At 39.0% G+C, this 20380-nt stretch carries 18 protein-coding genes; 2 read left to right on the top strand and 16 right to left on the bottom strand.

All coding sequences use genetic code 11. The annotated features are described in order from the left end of the window. Positions 1–247: 247 nt before the first annotated feature. The 9 genes from PYV58_RS06785 to PYV58_RS06745 form a co-directional block, all read right to left on the bottom strand. On the bottom strand, positions 248–1267 hold the full coding sequence (locus PYV58_RS06785) for a spore coat U domain-containing protein (protein ID WP_275059727.1): 1020 nt from the start codon (positions 1265–1267) through the stop codon (positions 248–250). Next, on the bottom strand, positions 1264–3795 hold the full coding sequence (locus PYV58_RS06780; RefSeq protein WP_275059726.1) for a fimbria/pilus outer membrane usher protein: 2532 nt from the start codon (positions 3793–3795) through the stop codon (positions 1264–1266). Before PYV58_RS06780 ends, PYV58_RS06785 begins: the two co-directional genes overlap by 4 nt. Further along, the gene (locus PYV58_RS06775; protein ID WP_275059830.1) at positions 3796–4596 is read right to left on the bottom strand and encodes a fimbria/pilus periplasmic chaperone; all 801 of its coding nucleotides are present in this window, start codon (positions 4594–4596) and stop codon (positions 3796–3798) included. Between the two features lie 19 nt (positions 4597–4615). Next, entirely contained in the window at positions 4616–5131 is a 516-nt protein-coding gene (locus PYV58_RS06770; protein WP_096734691.1) for a spore coat U domain-containing protein, read from the bottom strand. A gap of 11 nt (positions 5132–5142) precedes the next feature. Continuing rightward, on the bottom strand, positions 5143–5697 hold the full coding sequence (locus tag PYV58_RS06765) for a spore coat protein U domain-containing protein (protein ID WP_004822926.1): 555 nt from the start codon (positions 5695–5697) through the stop codon (positions 5143–5145). A 60-nt stretch (positions 5698–5757) separates the two neighbouring features. After that, on the bottom strand, positions 5758–6294 hold the full coding sequence (locus PYV58_RS06760) for a spore coat protein U domain-containing protein (RefSeq protein ID WP_275059725.1): 537 nt from the start codon (positions 6292–6294) through the stop codon (positions 5758–5760). Between the two features lie 924 nt (positions 6295–7218). Beyond that, positions 7219–7554 carry a hypothetical protein gene (locus PYV58_RS06755; protein ID WP_034611545.1) on the bottom strand — a complete coding sequence of 112 codons (336 nt, stop codon included), beginning with the start codon at positions 7552–7554 and terminating at the stop codon, positions 7219–7221. A gap of 530 nt (positions 7555–8084) precedes the next feature. Beyond that, positions 8085–9920 (bottom strand): DUF1302 domain-containing protein, encoded by a 1836-nt coding sequence (locus PYV58_RS06750; RefSeq protein ID WP_034611544.1) that lies wholly within the window; start codon positions 9918–9920, stop codon positions 8085–8087. A gap of 197 nt (positions 9921–10117) precedes the next feature. Beyond that, on the bottom strand, positions 10118–10708 hold the full coding sequence (locus PYV58_RS06745; protein WP_034611542.1) for an alpha/beta hydrolase: 591 nt from the start codon (positions 10706–10708) through the stop codon (positions 10118–10120). 344 nt (positions 10709–11052) lie between these two features. Here PYV58_RS06745 and PYV58_RS06740 point away from each other — a divergent pair, with 344 nt between their 5' ends. Then, positions 11053–12150, top strand: a complete 1098-nt coding sequence (locus PYV58_RS06740; protein WP_034611538.1) for an OmpW family outer membrane protein — start codon at positions 11053–11055, stop codon at positions 12148–12150. A 418-nt stretch (positions 12151–12568) separates the two neighbouring features. Further along, positions 12569–13600: an AraC family transcriptional regulator gene (locus PYV58_RS06735; protein WP_034611534.1), complete on the top strand. Its 1032-nt coding sequence runs from the start codon at positions 12569–12571 to the stop codon at positions 13598–13600. A gap of 131 nt (positions 13601–13731) precedes the next feature. Here the strand turns inward: PYV58_RS06735 and PYV58_RS06730 are convergent, their stop codons facing one another. The 7 genes from PYV58_RS06730 to PYV58_RS06700 all read right to left on the bottom strand — a co-directional run bounded on the left by PYV58_RS06730 (position 13732) and on the right by PYV58_RS06700 (position 20132). Beyond that, positions 13732–14742 (bottom strand): putative sulfate exporter family transporter, encoded by a 1011-nt coding sequence (locus tag PYV58_RS06730; protein WP_034611528.1) that lies wholly within the window; start codon positions 14740–14742, stop codon positions 13732–13734. Further along, on the bottom strand, positions 14735–15064 hold the full coding sequence (locus tag PYV58_RS06725; RefSeq protein ID WP_034611527.1) for a Rieske 2Fe-2S domain-containing protein: 330 nt from the start codon (positions 15062–15064) through the stop codon (positions 14735–14737). The genes PYV58_RS06730 and PYV58_RS06725 overlap by 8 nt, the downstream gene beginning before the upstream one ends. After that, positions 15061–15714 carry a DsbA family oxidoreductase gene (locus PYV58_RS06720; protein WP_034611526.1) on the bottom strand — a complete coding sequence of 218 codons (654 nt, stop codon included), beginning with the start codon at positions 15712–15714 and terminating at the stop codon, positions 15061–15063. Before PYV58_RS06720 ends, PYV58_RS06725 begins: the two co-directional genes overlap by 4 nt. After that, the gene (locus PYV58_RS06715) at positions 15714–17057 is read right to left on the bottom strand and encodes an MFS transporter (protein WP_034611525.1); all 1344 of its coding nucleotides are present in this window, start codon (positions 17055–17057) and stop codon (positions 15714–15716) included. Before PYV58_RS06715 ends, PYV58_RS06720 begins: the two co-directional genes overlap by 1 nt. A 117-nt stretch (positions 17058–17174) precedes the next feature. Next, a complete protein-coding gene (locus PYV58_RS06710; protein WP_004724790.1) occupies positions 17175–18227 on the bottom strand; it encodes a 3-keto-5-aminohexanoate cleavage protein in 1053 nt (350 codons plus the stop codon). Positions 18228–18285: 58 nt separating this feature from the next. Next, on the bottom strand, positions 18286–19134 hold the full coding sequence (locus tag PYV58_RS06705) for a TauD/TfdA family dioxygenase (RefSeq protein ID WP_034611521.1): 849 nt from the start codon (positions 19132–19134) through the stop codon (positions 18286–18288). An 11-nt stretch (positions 19135–19145) separates the two neighbouring features. Further along, positions 19146–20132 (bottom strand): quinone oxidoreductase, encoded by a 987-nt coding sequence (locus tag PYV58_RS06700; RefSeq protein WP_034611516.1) that lies wholly within the window; start codon positions 20130–20132, stop codon positions 19146–19148. Between the last annotated feature and the right edge of the window lie 248 nt (positions 20133–20380).

Genomic DNA, 20380 nt, shown 5'->3' with positions numbered 1-20380 from the left:
AATACAAAAAAAATATTTAACAAACAAATACAAGAAATTAGCGACAAAATAAATAATATGATGTAAGAAATTTTTTCAAAAAAAATAATTATTTATTTCACTGGAATTTAATATAAAAAACCACTTAAATAAATAAAAGAATATAGCTTAGGTATTTTTAATAGTGTAAATTAATAATTTAATTATATGTATTCTTTTTTATAATTAACATCATGATAAAAAATCATGATGTTATTGTGAGTATCTCTTAAAATTCGACCTGTACAGTTACAGTATCACTATATTTACCAGCAGGCAGACTTAGTGAATTTGTATCCAGAATTTTTGTTGTGAAGGCATAACCCTGCTGAGTATTGCCATCATAAATACCAGGATTTGTAGTCGCAACATCACTCAACCACTGCTCGTTATTTCTTCCCCAGCGTTCTGTGGTTGAGTTTTTATAAATTTCATAACTCATATAGTTATTACCCGTTTCTGACTTCATTGCACGTTGATTGCCATTTTGTGGGTAGAGACCATCATTCAAGCTCACTTTATAAGGTGTCTTAACAGAACAACGTATTCCCATCGAGGTTTTCACTGGTTGAAATTCCGATGCAAAAGCAGCTGTTCCAAAATTCACATCATTGGTCGCAATCCGGCAATCGGGTAAAACTTCAATACTTAAATTTAATGAAGCATCACTACCACTGCCCCAATTGAGATCTGAAAATATCCCCGGACGTTTAAAACCTGGACTTTCAAAAAAGAATCCAATCCCAATCACAGCAATTGCAGGTACAGAATAATACCATTTGACTTTAAATGGTGTTTCAGATCGGTAGATCCCAGGTGATACCGTTTGTCCAGGATTAATTTTGGCATAAAATGGTAATGAACCATTAGGTCCTGTAAAGAAATTGATAATTGTAAAGCTACTCAAATCCCTTTCTTGCCCCACATTAATTGGATTACTATTGGTATCCAAATAATTCACAATAAGACGTTCACCAGTGACACTATTGATATAGTTTGCTGGCATCTGATCGACCCGATATTTCAAATAAGTCATATTCGCTAAAGCCAAACTAAATCCACCGCAGGATAAACCTGCACTGAATTGCGAAGATTGAACTCCATTTTCTGCCAGAGTAATGGAAGGAACCTTACCAATAGACACATTACCACTTGAGTTAACACTACAATCCGCATAGCTCTGAGCAGTAATCAATATTAATCCAGAGAATAATAGACCTGCAAGTATTATTTTTTTTAAAGTAATCATGGTTTAGCCACCTCACGACAAACAACTGACTTAATCACAGCAATCTGTTGTTGCGCTTGTTTTAAATCCAACGAAAAGTTTGCTTCACATATGCTTTGATCTGGCAGTTGCACCCGAATGGTATTTTCTGCACTCAGATCTTCAAGATAAGCAATCCCGTCCATCCCTACATAACTCGACTCTTGATCCGCACGATGTACCACCGCACCCACTGGAATCGCTTGCCCATTGCTTTGCACTAAATACACATTCGCCGCATAAGACTGTTTGATTGGGAAGCCAATCACCACACCTGAACCTCGTTTTGCCGCAATCCGATTTTCAACTTGGGTTGCATTAAAGTTGGAAGGTAAATCGATCGGGTTAATACTGTATTTAGCCGCGTAATATGGGGTCACCGATGGTACAAAAACATAACCCTTGGCGTTACTACGACCGACCAAACTGTTTTCATAATGCACAGGTACATCTGCAACTTTGTTGGTATCAATCAAAGCAAACGACTCGCCCAATCGATTGGCAGCGAAAACATTGCCTGACATCAACACCACTGAACCGGAAAGTCCAAACCAATAGTTGTAATCATGGTTACCCGACATACCGACATCGGTATTAAAATATTGGTTACGGTAGCTCACGCGCGCTTGATTAAAATCATCGCTGTTTTCATTAAAGCGTCGAGTTAAATCAACACCAACGCCACCGTCCAATGGCACACTGCGGTTATAGTTGATATAACCATAGTCACCACTGGATTGTTGGCTATAACCTAGATTGGCTGTGGATCGGCTCTTGGAAAATGGAACCGATAACTGAAATGCTGCACTCCACTCTTTTTCTACAAAATCCCGATTGGCACTTAACGACACTGTCGCACCACGCAGATAGGACGGTAATACAGGTGCCCACGACAGGTTCATCAGTTTATTTTCAATGTCTCGGCTCTTGGTTCGGATATAAGCCACCCCAAAAGTACCTGACTTTTCTGTGGCAAAATAAGTATTGGCAACCAAACTTTTATGACTGTTGGCTGAAATCAAATCTGTATATTGCAAACGTGAAAGATCATAATAATCCTGATCGCGTTGGGTATGATTGAGACTAAATCCAAAGCGTTGTTGGTTATAACTATAACCTAGCGTGTATTGATTTCCTTTAAGGTTTTTATTTCCGTTCAAGTTATTATTTAACTGATTAAGCTCTCCATCAGCCCAGCTTTGGGTTGCCGAACCACTTAATACCCCAAACCGATTCAGCTTAAGCACTGAACCCAATCCAGCCAACTGAATTGAATCGGAGAGTTCAACCCGTCCTTCAGCCGTGAACCAATCGTTAATCCCGTAACGCGCATCCGCTGAACTGGCAAATTTGCCATATGCAAAGTTCTTAATCCCATAGTCTTCGCGGATTTGTCCCATAGACACGGAATAATCTAATAAGCCCGGTTTAAGCAAAGTATTCGAAATATAAAACGGCACTGAGGTTGCCACCTGACGGCCAACACTGTCTGTGGTGACAATCACCGCCTCGCCTTTACCATTGATAAACGGAACATTATTTAGAATAAAAGGACCAGATTGCACATCGGTTGAATTGGCTTTCTGTCCATTGATCAATAAATCCACGGTGCTCGGTAAAGCCGCTTGTCCTTTAAACTGGGGTAAAGGATAAGTAATCAAATCTGGACGGGTACCAAAATTACGTTGTAACTGCAATCCACCTAAACGCACTGAACTTCCCCATGCGTTTTTACTTCCAGTAATTACATCACCCGCTAAAAATGAAAGTACCCTGACTGGGTCATCATATTGCCAAGTGGTGTCATAGCGACGATAGCCATCATTATCTTGATTTGAGTCGTTTGCAATCCCCTCAGATTTAAAATCAGTCTTGCTATAAACCCCTGAATTTCTCAGTACACCATAAGGTGAGAAAAAGCGTTGTTCTGTAAAGAGTGTACTGCTATAGCCACCATTCTCTGGGCGGTAGGTATAAAAGTCATAGTTATTTAATAGACCAATACCCGACTGCGCTGTTTCAGGTTGATACCAAGAATCCAAGCCGCGTATCTGTACCGGCATCCAGCTGGCAGGAAGATCTAGACTAAAATACTGTTGCGCTGAATTGTACTCATACTTCAATTCGGGAATCTGATTGAGGCTGACCCAATCCAAGGCCTTGCCCGAAAAGCCTAAAGTAAATACATCTAGATCAGTCAGGTTTTTTTCTGACTGTTGCTGAAGTGCATCCGCAGGCAGCTTAATCTGTAACTCATCCAGTTTTGATTGCTGAATAAAGTAATGATCGCCTTTGACAATGACCGGTATCACTTGTCGGGTCGAATATTGATTGATCACCAAGTCCAGATAAAGCTTAAATAAGCTATTCACTTCTGAAACATCTCGTGGTGGCGGGGGTAAACCATTTGCATACACGTTACTGCTGAGCAATGGGATATTTGCAACCAATATCAATGTCAGGCTTTTGCATAAAAAAGAAGGGGTATGTAACCCTGATAAATAACCCATTTACCCCCCTCCTTCTTTTTTAATCTCAACCAATTCCTGTTTCACTCCTGAACTGTCAACCCCGTACAAACTGCTTTGACCACTTAGGCTGTTGAGTAACTTGTTGTCCAGATCAAACTTCATGGTGCTGTTTGCCAACACATAACCAAAGGCGGTTTTGCCAAAAGCCATTTGCTCTGAAGTCGGGGTTAATTTAATTCCCGAAAGTCGTGAAAATTTTGAACCAGTATTTTTAATATAAAGTTCAGGTTTGCCCTGTTCATTATTCTTGACCCACCAACTTAATATCGGTTTAGCCAAAGGATTTTTCGTATTGGTTTTTTGTGAAACTTCAGTTAAACCACTGCCAAGCCCTTTGCCATAGGCAAATAAGGGAATGGAATAACGCATTTGAAAACTGACTGTCGACGTTTCTTTTTCATTTTCTGGATTCACCTTGATGGGTAATTCATCGACAATAATTCGATAGGCAAGTTCTTTGGCATCAGGTACAGCAGCCGAGCGGGTTAAACGCAACATATGCTTTTCACCTGCCTTGATCTTCGCCACGGGTGGACTTGGAATAACCTCGGTTTGTTCTACATAAGCATCTTGCTGATTATTCTGATCCCATTTAAATACCCGAATCTGTACCATGGCATCAGAGTTACCAGTATTTTGTAGCCATACTGCAGTGGCTTTTTCGTTTTCTTCAATTTTTGGATAGATTGGCCAGATTAAAAAAGTGGCTTGTGCGAATACCGGTGAAGTGACCATCAATATCGCGGCCGCAGAGAAAGTCCTGCCTGACCATATTTTCATTTTATTTAAGCTCATAGAATCACCATGTAATCGTTATTGCGACCGTATCTTTATAAAGGCCTGCTGATCGTGGTTGATTGTTATTATTCAAGTCTGCAACACCGTAGACTGCAAAACCCAGCACGGTATTCAAAGTAGTGGTTGGTGTCAGTGAGTAAGTACTGCCACTGGCATATTCACCTTGCAAACTACTGTCCTGATAAAGCTGATAAGGTACAAATTCATTCTGCTGGGCATGTTTCATCCGCCGAAAGTTATTTGAAAAGTGATCACCACCATTCAACATCACCTTTACCGGTAGCCGTGCAGTACATTGGATATTCCAGCTTTGCGCAGTATTGATGACGGATCCTTTTAATTGCCCCTGTGCCACAACAGGATGACGACCAAAATCAAGTAACTGTTCGACATTGCTGAGTTTGCACCCATTTTCAATGGTCGCCTGCACTTTAAAACTTGCCGAAGTTACAGGATCAACAGCAAACCCACTTTGAACAATCGAAATCAGCAGAACACTTAAACCTATTTTTTTCATGATTTTGTTCTTTAAAATTCAATGGTAATTGGAATAGTGTCGGTATATTGTCCAAGCGAGACTGACCGACCATTATTAACAGTTTGCCCCATGAGATTAAGCGTCTGTGGCTGACCATTATTGGTCAAAGTAATGATTTGATTAGGCCTTAACGCTTCGCGAGCAGTTCCATATAAGATGTTGTAGGCAAGGAAATCTGTGCCATTACTGATTGCACGAAAATAATTTGCACCAAAAGGTGCTGGTACCTTGCTGTCATGTTGCCCCGCACCAAAGGTAACTTTTATTGGGGCATTGCCAGGGCATTGAATGGTCAAACCTGATGTAGAACCCTGACTTAAACTGGTCTCTATCACCTGATTAAATGCAGCTGTGGTTTCTCCGAAATCCAGCTGTCCAAAATTCAAGCCATTTGTTCCGTTGTTCACGGTCTCATTGTTGATCTTGCAGGATGGCTCTAGTTCAAGTTGAATATTTAACTTAGCGCCCAACTGCCCAGCACTGGTGAGTGACGATACAATGCTACAAAGTAGCAATCCAACGCTTTGTTTAAGTAACAGGTGCATACGTTCCTCCTAAAAACAGGCCTGTTCAACAACAAACCTGTTCACTGTTACGTATACTGATTAGAAATTAACAGTCACCAATAAAGTGTCTGTATAATCACCCTGTGCTTTTGCAGTGCCGTTGTTTGCAGCAATTGCACCAAAGATTGGAACTTCTTGAGCTACACCTACCGCAGCAGTGAAAGTCTGAGCTGTATTAATCACATATGGATTGGTACGTGCTGCATCACGGTAAACATTATAGTTTACTAGGTCGGCAGCAGTTGTATGTTTAAGACTACGATCAGCGCGTACACCACCGTCAATTGCAACAGTAAAGTCAACAGGGTTTGCACCGTCACATTCTACAGCGAGATGACCACCTGTCGCTGAAGAAGCAACTTGTCCAGTCAAAACGTTTGACCAAGTACCAGAAGTTTTACCGAAATCTAATGTACCAAATTGGTTCATATTTCCAGTAACAGTAGAACCTTCAACAGTACAACCTGTCGAAACATTCAGCTTGACATCAACTTGACCAGTAACAGCTGCTTGTGCAGTCGCGATATAAGCCGTGCTTAATAATGCAGTTAGTGTTAGTTTTGTAAAAATATTCATATTAATTCCCATGATTTGTATTATTCGTAAACTTTTACACAAGAAGTGTGAAAGTATTTACATAATCACATGTGATGAATAAGTGTTCAATAAATCAACTAATAAGCAGCACAAAACCAACTTAAACATTTGTATTAATTCAAACTTTTATTGGAATTGTAGAATTAAATTATTATTATATTTAAAACACCAAAAAATACATTTCACTTGATAATTTAACAAAGTAAAAAGTGGAATTAACTTAATTTTCATTTAAATAACATCAAGCTAAATATGCCAATCTAAGGACTTAAAATTTCGCTTAGGCAATATCGTATTTTATCTTGATCAAGCCTCATAAAAACAAAATTAAACCCTATATTTCAAAATTTTACTTGATAAATTTTATGTTCCACAGATTAAACCAAACTCAATATGACAAAGATAAACTTAAATATTTTTTATTCTTTATAAGATTAAAACTTATTATTAAAAATGCTTTACCAGCTCATCTATATTTTAAATTTTTGCCTAAAAAATTTTAGAATCGCCTTTTAGATTTAATTATTAGCTTCACAATTTTTTATAGATCTCATTTCATTCAATTGATCTAAGATATGATGATTAATTCAAAAGCTCTAATTTTTAATAAACTCGTGATAACAAAGTAACCATGATCAATACCCCCAAATTAATCTTTTACAATCATTGCTCACAATGGCTTTGTATTGCTAGATTAATCACGATAATTAGGTTGTAAATTAGTGACGGGGACATTATTAAAAATATGATTTAATCAATAAAAGTTAACACTTAGCGGTTATTTTATCTACTCATCAAAAATAAAAAAATCCCATTCGTTCTGGGGTGAAGAATGGGATACGATATGACACTTTAACATGTCGACCGAAAATCGTGAATCTCTGTATACAGTTTGGATCATGACTAAATATGAAAAGTATTTCCACTCGGTTTAAGAACATCCCGTTCTTTAACTCTTAAACAAATGCATGGATCAAATGTAGCAATTGCATTACGAATAAACTCAGCTTCCATTTTATCTACATGCAAATGGCTTTCTTTATGAACTTCTTCAAACAATGCTTTTAAATCATACTGATCATCACTTAAGCATGTCATCTTAAAATTAGTCAATTCAGCGTCAATATCTAAACGTATTAATTCGATAAAATGCTGACGTGAAGCATAGCTATTTTCACTATAAAAAAAATGAGTGCTTTCGTCTATGCCTTTATGAAACACCATTTCATAAACTTTCATTATTTATTTATATCCAACATTCATATTTCTATCATTCAATCTATCTGTAGCAAACATTTACGTTATTCAGATAATGCACTTTTTTTATCATTATTTATTCTGTTTTGCAAACTTCCACACCTTTTTTATTCACAATTAAATACATAATTCACAAAAAAACACTATAAAAAATAAATATTTAAATTTACATAATTTTTAAAAACCAACTTTTAAATAGAATGCAAATATTGTAATTTAATACATATTTCATGTAATTTATCATTAAATAACAAATGCAATTTTTGATCAATTGAACAGGTCATATTTATACTGATAATAAAGCCTATGCCCTTCAATACTCTTAGCAGCTCCAATAACATCAATATCGATAAGATTGAATAATTAAATACCATAAACAACAGAAAAGTCAGTTTTTGCCAAAGCTGTATAAGCATTTTCTGTATAAATGAATTAAATATTTATTATTAAAAAGATGCGCTTTATGTTGGATGCCAAACTTTCCAATAAACATGGCATCCAATTTCTGAATGTTAAAAATTAGCTTTTAATACCAACGAAGCAAAATCTCGATCATCAAGGGTACTAAAATCATTTGAACCAAAAAAATTGGTATATGCAAGTTCAGCTGTATACTTTTGCTGATAACTCACTGAAATAGTGGCCGCAATACTCATTTGACCTTCTTGAAAGTTTTGGCTAAATCCAGCTATATCATGGCGAAAGATTACACTTGGTGTGATGACGGTCGCAGGTAAAATATCTTGATAACTTAAAGCCCCTCGTAAACGATAGCCATATGACCATTGCGTAAAAAAACCATCCCGATTACAAAAGCGCTCATTCATACCATCAATCACATCATTTGCAAGATGTGCGGTGCCATAAGGCGTACATTTATATTCACCTGTTTCAGGATTATAAGCACCAGATGAAAGCTCACTCCGCCCAAATGCACCGACCCGTCCAAAACGATGATTACCAATATCTGCAATATGATTCACTGCAAACTCTGCCGCCCAATTCAATGCGTTTGCAGCCAATATATTGTTTAAACGATCACTCGCACCCAGTGAAAATTGGGTTACAGGCGTTCTTACATAACCTTGTAAATATTGCCCAAATTCAGCCGCAACTCCTGGAGGTGTAAGAGGCGTATTTTTGTCTAAAACTTGGGCATAGACAATATCTGTTCCATTTAATTGTAAGGGCTGATTAGGTTTATGGGTTAATTCACTAAAAACAGCGGTTGTCCCTACTTTTCCTGCTAGGCTTAATCCATACATTTTAATATTTTCTGGATAAATTGAAAAAAATCGAGCTGTATTAAAATATGCAGGCCCTGATGCAGTTACCGCTGTACCATCAAAATTAGCATTGCGACTGTGATAGTTCGCAAAATATGCACCAAGTTCAGCATTATTCCAACGAGGTAAAGTTTGCTTTAAAGTAAAACCATATTGCCCACTATTCTTGGCGTATCGACTTTCTGCCCGTGGAATATAAGTCTGTGCATCTAAAGCACTTTCAGACAACTTATCTCCTGATGTAACGGTCAAAATAATCGGACCACAGTTTTCTGGAACAAAGTCAGAAATTGCAAAAAACGTCCCACACCCGTCCACCACAGAAGGTCTAAACTTAAACTGATAAAAACCATCCAGTTTAAGATTTGGCGTTATTCCAGCCTCAAATGAAAACATTTCGACAGGAATGATTCGTTCTTTTGCCTCTCCTCCTGGCCGATTGATTGCAGCATAATCCAAGGCACTGACTGAATTTATACCATTTTGGAAAAACTGTGATTTCCCCCAATTTAAAGTATGTTTGCCTAATTTTAGATTGGCATTTTGACCATTTTCTAAAGCAAAATTTTTCCAGATATAGGCATCCCAAAGATCAATGCCCTTAAATTTAGCTAATCTAGGCCACGCAGAATCATCAAAGGCTTTTAAATCTCCACGACCAGTTTCATAAGCATGGTCATACCAATATTTAGTGCTGAGTACTGCCCCCTGTTGTTGCCCTTTTAAACGAAACTCAGTCAAACCTTTTATAATGTGGGAAATGTTATCATTCTGACTAAAGTTCACATGCCCGTCGTCGCCATTCACATCAACGCTTAAACCGTCCTTTCCGATATGATTTGCATCAGGTTTATACACCAACTGATTTGAAGCATCTTGAGTACTCCAATTTGCACCTAGGCTGAGCATGGTACTGGTTTCAAATTTCAAATCCTCATTGATCTCAACACTGGTTGCGGAGACTTTTGAAATACTTAAGCACAGCACTAAACAGACACTCAGCTTTTGAGTGAAAATAATCGTGTGTTTCACGTTATTGCTACATATCACATTTTGCATCATTCGATCTCCATATCGATATGATTTAATTCGATTTAACTCCATAAATAGCCATATTGACTATTTTGAAATATGCATGATTTTTTTAATTGTTTAATCTGTTATGAATACTGCTAACCTATGAGCAATGCTGTCTTAAAACGGCGGGGAAATCGAACCAAGTCACTTCTCAATAAATTCCGCTATATAAAGTCTATGAACTAAGCGATACATATCGAATCATCTACTTGGTCTAATTGTTGAATAAATTGTTCAGCTTGTGCCCAATACCCATATCCAGCAGCAGGATTAAGATGCCCCACTTCACCTAAACTCACCAATTGACTGCCCCATGTTTTTGCCATAGTCCTAACGGCCTGGTAACTGGCTAAATGGTCATTGGTACTTGCGACCACAATGCTTGGAAAAGGCAAAAACTTGTTAGGTAAAGGATCCCATCCTTGCTGTTTTAGCATTGCAGAACTTGGATAATTTTCAGGCCATTTGGCCGATAAATCGGGTGGTGTCACCAACAAAGCCCCTTGAATATTGTGTTGATAGATCGCTGCCCAGTGAACGGTCATTAATACCCCTGCACTATGTGCAACTAAAATCACAGGACCATCAATTTCTTCAAGTTGCGCTTGGATCGCTTTAACTCTTTTTATGCAGTTGAGTTTGTCTATTTCTAATGCAGGGACAGATCGTACCTTGACCAGCCTTTGCTCCAATAAGGTTTGCCAATGTTCAGCAACATGGTCACGTAAACCAGGAACAATTAAAACGGTTGCCTTTGTCTGTATTTTTTCCATTGATCTACCTTTAATTTTAAGTGAATAAATGAAGATGAATTCTATAAATTGCTTATTCACAATACGGTTTAGTTGATTTTGGTGATGTACATTTGATGACAACCTCTTTTCATTTGATGACAAATGACCGCTCCAATACAGCATTCGAGCATGCATCAAAAAACACATAAGAAATTGATTTTATTGTTTTATTTTAAATTTAACTGATTTTTCCATTAAAATTTTGAATATTATTGATGAAATGGGTGAGATTGCTTTAACCAATGCCAACTTTAATAATGGGACCGTGTTTCAGAAAGGATCCGCTGAAACCATAAAAAAAAGTGAACTACAAGGGAATTAAAATGAATCAAATTTGTAGAATAGCTGTGCCATTGGCATGTCTATTAACAACTCATTTATGTTATGCGGATTCTACAACCTCTAAACGCTGGGCTGTCAGTGCAGGCTGGATGCATGTCATGCCTCAAGGCAAAGCCAACTCAACACATGTAACAACCAGTGTTGTAGAAGGTGGCAGCTATGGCGTTGGATCATCATTATGGGGAAGTGATATTGCCAACTACGAAACCAATGCATCTGAAATTAAGGGAATGGGTGGGCTTTTATTAAATACTTTTATCAAAAATGGTAAAGCAGACCCCAACTATAAAGTTCCAGCAAGTCTAACCACTGGAGCCAGATCGGATATCACTGGTATTTCTGATTATACCGCTCAAGGTGGGATGGAAGTCGCGGATACCGATACATTGGGTTTAACTTTAAGCTACTTTGTAAATGATCATGTATCTCTTGAATTAGTCGGTGGTATCCCACCAAAAATTGATATTGATGGCGTTGGAGAAATTAGAGCTTTGGCACTCTCCACTGCCAACACCCCCGGAAAAGGTACACCACCGACCTATTTAAATGGTTTAAAACTGCTAAAAGATACCTTAATTACCGATCTTGGTGCACATGGCAAAGTTGCAGAAGTGACTGCATGGACGCCTGCAGCAACAGTTAAATATCATTTTGGCGCTTCAGGACAAACTAAGTTCCGACCTTTTGTTGGCGCGGGTGTTGTATATGGTCATTTTAATAAGTTAAAGCTTAATGACGGTGTAGAACAAGACCTTATTCAAGCAGGTTATATGATTGATAATATCCTCAATGATCGAGCGGGTGAAGCATTGCACGGTGGTCAAGGCAGTTCAACAGCGACACCAAAAGTTAAAGTTAAAACCAGTGATGCCTTTGCACCAGTACTCACAGCAGGTTTTACCTTTGATTTAACCGATCGTTGGTTTACCACTGGATCTTTAAGTTATATGCCAAACTTTAATAATGTAGCAACTGTGACTGTCACAGATACATCGACAAGTACCCAATTGATCAAGTCCACGACAAAAATTGATTTAGATCCTTTGGTCACATATCTTGGGGTAGGCTATCGTTTTTAATTAAATGGACTGATCGTAGCCCTATATCTACCAACCATTTAATTTTAAAAATATTGTGTACTGAATATCTACAATCCGATATGAGTCGCAATGCCCCATCTAAAAGAATTAATGTGTAAGCAATATCCCTAAGTTGTGTCGCACATTAATACGTTTTAAAAGGCTGTTCTTTACTCCATAAAGCGCAGTCCTTTTAAAACACTCCTCTTTGTTAAACAAATTTGATACTCTATTTCTATGGTCTCAAGGTGTAATGAATTGAGATACTTTTTAAGAAGTTTTGATAAAATTTAAGAAGTTTTGATAAAATTATTGAGATTAGACATACGCAAAAACTTTTATAAATGCGTATTGGTAAAGTCTTCAAACAATGATGTATTGACCAGGATGGTTAATAAAAAGACAAGGAGAGTGTAAATTGGTTCCTCTTGCACATACAGCGGTACTCAAGAATTATCTGGATGTGAGCCGACAATTAGACCTCAATCCATACCATTTATTATCTGATGCTGGAATTTATTCTGCTCAATTAAATGATTCAAAACAACGCATTTCTGTCGATAAAGTCATGGCATTATTAGAGCAATCTGCTCAAATCAGTGGTTGTGAAGTGTTTGGTCTACATATGGCCGAACAACGTCAAATTGCTGATTTTGGTGAGCTAAGCTTATTATTAAGCTATCAACAGACGTTACGTGATGCCTTAAAAACAATTGTAAGATACCGAAATATCATCAATAACGCACTGGAAATATATATCGAGGAAGTTGGAAAAACGGTGATTATTCGGGTGGAAGTGATTTCAGCTTCGGCAAAGTATAGTCGTCAAGCGATTGAATTGGCTTTGGGGATTACCCATCGTTTTTGTGCTGCTTTATTAGCTCAAAAATGGCATCCATTAAGTATTCATTTTACCCATGATGCACCAAAAGACTTAACAGTGCATCAACGTGTCTTTGGAAGTTCACTTGAATTCGGTAGCGAGTTTAATGGTATTGTCTGTTCATCATCAGAACTTGATAAAATTAATCCTCAAGCAAATACAGCAATGGCAAACCATGCACAGCGCTATCTCGATATTGATATCTTACAAAAAGACAATGAGTCATCACTTATTTTTGATATCCGTAAAAGTATCTATCTGCTTTTACCGATGGGACGTGCCACAATTGATCAAGTCGCGCAGACCCATGAAGTCAATGTCAGAACGCTGCAACGGCGTCTAGAAGCTGCACATACAAATTTTAGTGAATTAATGAATGATGTCCGTAGAAATTTGGTATTTCGCTATTTAAAAAATATCAATTATTCACTGGCACAAGTTTCAGATATTCTCGGTTACTCTATGCCGAGCTCTTTTACGCGATGGTTTATTGGCCAATTTGGTATAACACCCAATGCTTGGCGTACCCACAATAAGGCTGAGATCATTGATGAAAATACGATATAAATTCAATCAAGGTACGACTAACTTGGTACTAACATCAAAACAATAATAAGAAAAGCGACTTAAAACAAAAGTTTTGCGAAAATTAACTTTAACGTTGTATCCTGCAAAACTTTTGTTAAATCAAAGCTCGACTAAAATAACCAATGCATCAGGCTGAGTACCAACAATACCAGAAAAACGCTTTCTCCAATCATTAACAGGATCGGTTTAATACCCACCGTTGCTAACTCTTTTAATTGTGTTTTCATCCCTAGCGCACTAATCGAAATAATCAGACACCAACGAGATAATTCATTCATTCCAGTTTGAACAACTGTAGGTACCCATCCAGTACTATTTATACAGGCAAGAATTAAAAATCCTACTGCAAACCAAGGCAATAATGGCGGTCTTTTGCCCGTAGAGGGTACGCCTTGCATACGGGTAATCATGGCTGCACAGATGATGACAGGTAAAAGCATGGCAACTCGCATCAATTTCACCACTGTTGCAGTATCGCCTGTTTCTGTAGACATGCTATAACCTGCCCCCACCACTTGGGCGACATCATGGATGGTTGCACCTAAAAAAATCCCTGCATGTTGTGGTGTCAATTCCAACCATCGCGCAATCATGGGATAAACAATCATTGCTAAAGTTGAAAGTGCAGATACGCCAATGACGGTGAATAAGGTTGCTTTTTCTTTTTGTGGATGACTGGGTAAAGCTGCAGACAAGGCCAATGCTGCGGAAGCTCCACAGATCGCTGTCGCGCCACCAGTCAGCATACCGAAAAATTTATTAAACCCGAGCACTTTTGCTGCGATGACTGAAGCAAGAATGGTAATGACAACTAATGAAATGACCAAAACAACGGGCTGCCAACCTAGCGCAGTCATTTGCTCAAGGGTAATTCGCATTCCGAGTAAGGCGATCCCAAAACGCAGTACTTCTCGCGCAGTAAATTCGATACCCGCTTTACACTTGCCTTCTGTTGCAAGAAAGTTCACACCCATCCCGAGCAACAAAGCGAATAACATCACTGGCGCACCATAATGCTCAGATAAAAAACAGGCCGCAGCGGCAACCACAGTACTGACAATAAATCCGGGCATAAGCGCACTTAGCCGTGGCTGCCAAGCCATAGAATCTAATTTACTCATCTAGCGCTACTCCACAATCCAAACCAATAAAAACATTTTCGCCAATCACTTCTACTGGGTATGATTGAACTTGTAGCTGTGTTGAATTGAGTAAATAACCATTTGCCAAGTCAAAACGTAAACCATGTGCACAACATTGAATTACCTTGCCTTCTAATTTCCCATTGAGTAATGAGGCACCCTGATGCGGGCAACTGTCATTAATCGCATAAAATTGTTCAGCAATATTAAATAAAATCAGGGATCGGTCACCGATCATCAAAAAGGATCGATTGCCTAAAGTTGGGATTTTTTCTTGAGGAACTTGAAAACGCAAGCTCATACCATTTGTCCTTGTGCTTGAAGCGTATCCAGCATTGCTTGATAAAGTGCACTTGCAGGTTGTGCCCCAGCCATTGCAAAACTTCCATCAAAAACAAAATACGGTACCCCTTTACCCCCTGTATCTGCTGAGATAAAAGGAACGAATGGTTTTGCTAAAATACCTTCAACCACCTCATCCGAAAAACCGCAATACATGGCTATTTTCTGCAATGTTGCTAACTCGCCTATATTTTCCGAATGATGAAAATAGGCTGTGAATAGCGCATCTAAAAATCGCTCACTTTGATCTAAATGATAAATCTTTGAAATATTTGCAAAAAAATGATGTGCCATTGCTGTATTTGGCATACGGCGAATGCGATCAAAATCGATATCAACATTGACCGCCTTCGCAGCTTGACGAACTTGAGTTTGGCGCATTCGAACGGCTGTTGAACTGCCTAATCTCTGTAAATAAAAGGCATCAAAAGGAACGCCCACCAGCGGAATATGGGGTAAAAGCTGTACACCACGCCACTGTATATTGACCACAACATCTGGATCACTTTGTTTTAATTTTTGAATCGCGGTCTGTAAATGACGTTTTCCAATCAAACACCAAGGACAGATAAAATCAAAAAAAACTTCAATATTCATTTTACGCGTCATTACTGATCACCCATATTGCATGACTGTACTTGTACTGTTTGACCTTGTTGTGCTGCTTGTGCATTAAATTTTTTAATATCATTGGCATAATGGCGTTTTGCATAGAAGAATACTGCAGCAGCCACAACACTCATCAGAGGCATCAATTGAAAAGCATGATGTAAACCAATCACGTCAGATAGCTTTCCAATCACTAAAGGTCCTAAAGCCAAGCCGAGAAAATTATTTGCCAAAGTTAATGTTGCAAATGCTGTGCTATGTACAGAATGATGTGTCAGGTTGGCAACCATTGCGCTGGATGGTCCATTGGTACCCAATGCGATAAACATCCCAATACAAATCATGATCAATTGAGCATTTCCAACAGACATGGCAAAAGCGATGGATAGCAACACACAACCGATCAAACAAAATGCAATCGCCAAACTGACTTTTCGGTCTGGTCGATCTCGTCCTAAACGATCACATAACATCCCACATAAAATCGTGCCAACGGCACTACTGAGTACAACCATTGCCGCGACCAGCCCCGCTTTATCTGTCCCCAATCCGTAATATCGATTGAGATAACTGGGAAGCCAAACGATGACCGTGCCACCCACAAACAATTGCAAGCCACTGCCAATATAAGTGGCGATCACAGACCGACTTGAATAAATCGATCGCAAAGGACTTCTCGACTTATCCTGTTTCTGTTGGGTCTTAATTTTGCCTTGAACGGTTCCTATCTTGTTTTCTTTAACCACAATAGGATATAAAAATGCCAGAATCAGCCCAAAGACGGCCATTCCACCAAATGCCCAACGCCAGCCAAAATGTTCAGCCATAACACCGCCTAAAGCCATGCCTAAGAATGAGCCAAACACACCACCTGCCATAAAAGCACTTGCTAAAGTTGCACGCATATCACGAGGAAAAACCGATACAACAACAGCAATCCCGACACTGCCATAGGCAGCTTCGCCAACACCCACCATAAATCGGGCAATAAACATATGTTGATAACTTTCAGCAACTGCACAGCCTAAGGTTGCCATACTCCACAACACAGCCATCAAAGTTAAGCTTTTTACTTTGCCAAAACGATCTGCCAAGATCGACAAAGGTAAGGTTAATAAACCCACCATCAAGGCCACAATCCCACTTAATAATCCAAGTTGGCTGTCTGTCAAAGCCCATTCACTTTTGATCAGTGGGAATACTGCATTTAAGACTTGCCGTGACATATAGTCAGAAATTAACAAACCAAATGTCAGTGCAAAAACCAACCATGCATATTTACGTGGTATGCCAACCGAAGTATCTACACCGTCCGCAGGACTTGAATATTGATGCGCATCCATACGTTCTCCTTGTGTTTTTATAATTTCTCATTCATTTTTTGATGACTACGCGACTTCACAGTAACGTAATCATCTTTTTCTCACTGTTTGAATCAAAAATCCTTTTGGCTCAAATCATTATTTACGCTGTGGAACACCCTTTTGACCTGCTTTACGATTGGGCGCCATACCATTTTCCAACAAAGTTTCTTCAATCGTGTCGTATTGCACGCCAATACGATAAATTTCACGTGCTTCTTTACCTGATGCGACTTCACGACCTAATTCATGGGCAATACGCACGGTCTGTTGAATTTGCTGTACTGAAGAAAAACGCTGACCTTGATGATCTATAATAGTGTCTTCATTTCCGACACGTGCATGTAAGCCCATCGCCATTGACATGGTGTTAAACGGCAAAACATTTTTAAGTAAAGACTCTGAAGTTAAAGTACAACCATCAGGTACACGATGAATAAAGTTAAAGAAGTTAAAAGGATTTGGTCCATCAAAACCACCACCAATTCCAATCCAGGTTAGATTCAACGGACCTTTATACAGCCCTTTACGCACCATACGTTCCAGCGTTTCTAAACCATGCATCCCAGTTAACTGGAAATGCGGTTGAATGCCATTTTCAGTTAAACGCTTTAAATGCTCTGCAACCCACGCAGGACCTGCGGGTACTGTCATTTCTGCATAAGCTGCCTGAATTGCAGGATGTGCCAAAGAAGTGCCTTCTAAATATTCAGGATAGAGCAACTCCATAATATTCATTTGAGTGGTATTGATCGCCACGGTTACTTGGTCTGGTTTTGGCATTAATTCAGCCAGCATATGACGCGTATCATCGCTTAACCAAATTGCAGCTTCACCTTCACTTTCTGGGGCAAAAGAAATTGATCCACCCACTTGAATGATCATATCAGGCACCGCTTCGCGCACACCGGCAATGAGTTCATTAAACTTAGACAGACGTTTCGAACCTTTCCCATCTAGTTCTCGAACATGCAAATGGAGGACTGAAGCACCTGCTTCATAGCACTCTACCGCTTTTTGAATTTGTTCTTGCATGGTCACCGGAATATCTTCAGGAAAATCCTCAGGCATCCATTCAGGCCCATAAGGTGCTACCGTAATTACCACTTTGTCCATGTTTTCAGGGTGCAATGAGTCATCAAAGAATTGCATAAACATCTCCATATGTATTTTAAAATTAGGGTTTAGATAAAATCGTTAACTGCTACGCTTAATAAGTTGCATCACCAATAATGCCTGCCCGTTCCATTTTTCGATGGCATGGTGGATAGTCCATTACGGCATAATGTTGTGTACTGCGGTTGTCCCAAATTGCGATACTATTCGGCTTCCAACTCCAACGAACTTGGTACTCAGGAATATAGGCTTGGGTAATTAAATAACGCAGTAAATCGGTTGCACCGGGGTTGGCATCTTGTCCAAAACGGACGTGTTCTTTGGTATGGTAATTACTAAAATGAGTGGTAAATGCGTTGACATAAAGAATCTTCTCACCTGTCTCAGGATGAGTACGTACCACAGGATGTTCTGCATCGGGGAACTGTTCTTTTAATGCCAAACGCTTTTCAATCGGCATCATTGCACCAAAACTGGCTTCAATACTGTGATAAGCACGTAAATTTGCAATTTTTGTTTTGATTTCTACGGGTAGATTTTCATAGGCCATCACCATATTGGTCCACATGGTATCTCCACCCACTGTCGGACATTCAATACAACGTAGTACACAACCCATTGGCGGAACTTTGCGCCAGCTTGCATCGCTGTGCCAAGCATTTTCATAACGATCAATTGGGCTCTCTGGGCTTTTATAAATTTGTACCAGTCCAGGATGCTCTGGATGACTTCCAACAGCAGGATGACTTTCTAGTTGTCCAAAGCGCTCAGCAAATGCCACATGTTCAGCTCGGCTTAGGTTTTGATCTCTTAAAAATAAAACCCGATGCTTTAACAAATTCTGACGAATTTCAGTAAATAGCCCATCATCGTCAATGGCATCTGCCAGATTGACGCCCAATAATTCTGCACCGATATTGCAACTTAATTGTTCAACTTGCATAAGACATCCCTTCAAATGACAAAAATTGATGATCCTGTAGTTTTACGTGCTTCTAGATCACGGTGAGCTTGAACTGCATCCTTGAGTTCATAGCGTTGATTGATTTCAATTTTGATGCGCCCATGTCGGACATGATCAAATAGCTCATTGGCAAGTTCTTGTTTTTCTATAGGATCAGCAATGAAATCTGCCAGTGCTGGACGGGTCATATATAGAGAGCCTTTCATTGCCAACAAAACGGGATTAAATTCTGGAATGGCACCAGAAGCAGTCCCCACACAAACCAATAAGCCACGGCGTTTTAACGAATCAAGCGATGCCATAAACGTATCTTTACCAACACTATCAAAGACCACATTCACACCGACCCCATCGGTTAATTCTCGTACTCGTTCTGCAACATTTTCATAGCTATAATTAATGACGTGGTCACAGCCATGTGCACGGGCAATTTGCGCTTTTTCTTCTGAAGAGGTTGTACCAATCACAGTTAAACCGAGTAACTTTGCCCATTGAGCAACAATCAAGCCCACACCACCAGCAGCGGCATGTAATAAAATGCTGTCCCCTTTTTTAAAGTCATAAATACGACGCATTAAATAAGCCGAGGTTAATCCCCGCATGGTCATTGCTGCGGCTGTTTCACAAGAAATTTCTTCAGGTAGTTTGATTAATACATCAGCTGAGATTAAACGTGCCGTGCTATAAGCACCTAAAGTATTTAAAAAGCCGGTATAAGTGACTCGATCACCCACTTGAATGTGATCTACACCCTCACCCACGGCTTCGACTACACCAGACGCTTCTACGCCCATACCGTTTGGCAGTGGAATTTTATATGTGCCGTCGCGAAAATAAGTGTCAGCATAATTTAATCCAACTGCCACATGACGCAGACGCACTTGCCCTGCTGCTGGTTCACCAACATCGATGTCTTCATATTGCAAAACATCTGGTGTTCCTGTTTCATAAAACCGTATTGCTTTATTCAATGCCATTTCCCTATCCATGCCGTATTTTTATCAATATTTAAAAATCATGATTAAAACTACAACACAGCAGATGCAGCTCACTTTACATAAGACGACACTGACTTAGCATTTTACGACACGCTTGTGGTTAAAATTGTAAGCTAATTTAGTAAAACACTGTTTTTGAATTATTTTATGGATTTGAATAATTTTTATGGTTTATCTTGAGTGGATTTTTTATCCCAAATTTTAATGTGTTCTATCTATAGGTATAA

This window comes from Acinetobacter sp. TAC-1, assembly GCF_029025845.1.
Taxonomy (GTDB): Bacteria; Pseudomonadota; Gammaproteobacteria; order Pseudomonadales; family Moraxellaceae; genus Acinetobacter; species Acinetobacter guillouiae.
The sequence above is the reverse complement of the archived record's forward strand: the minus strand, read 5'-3'. Positions and strand labels throughout refer to the sequence as shown.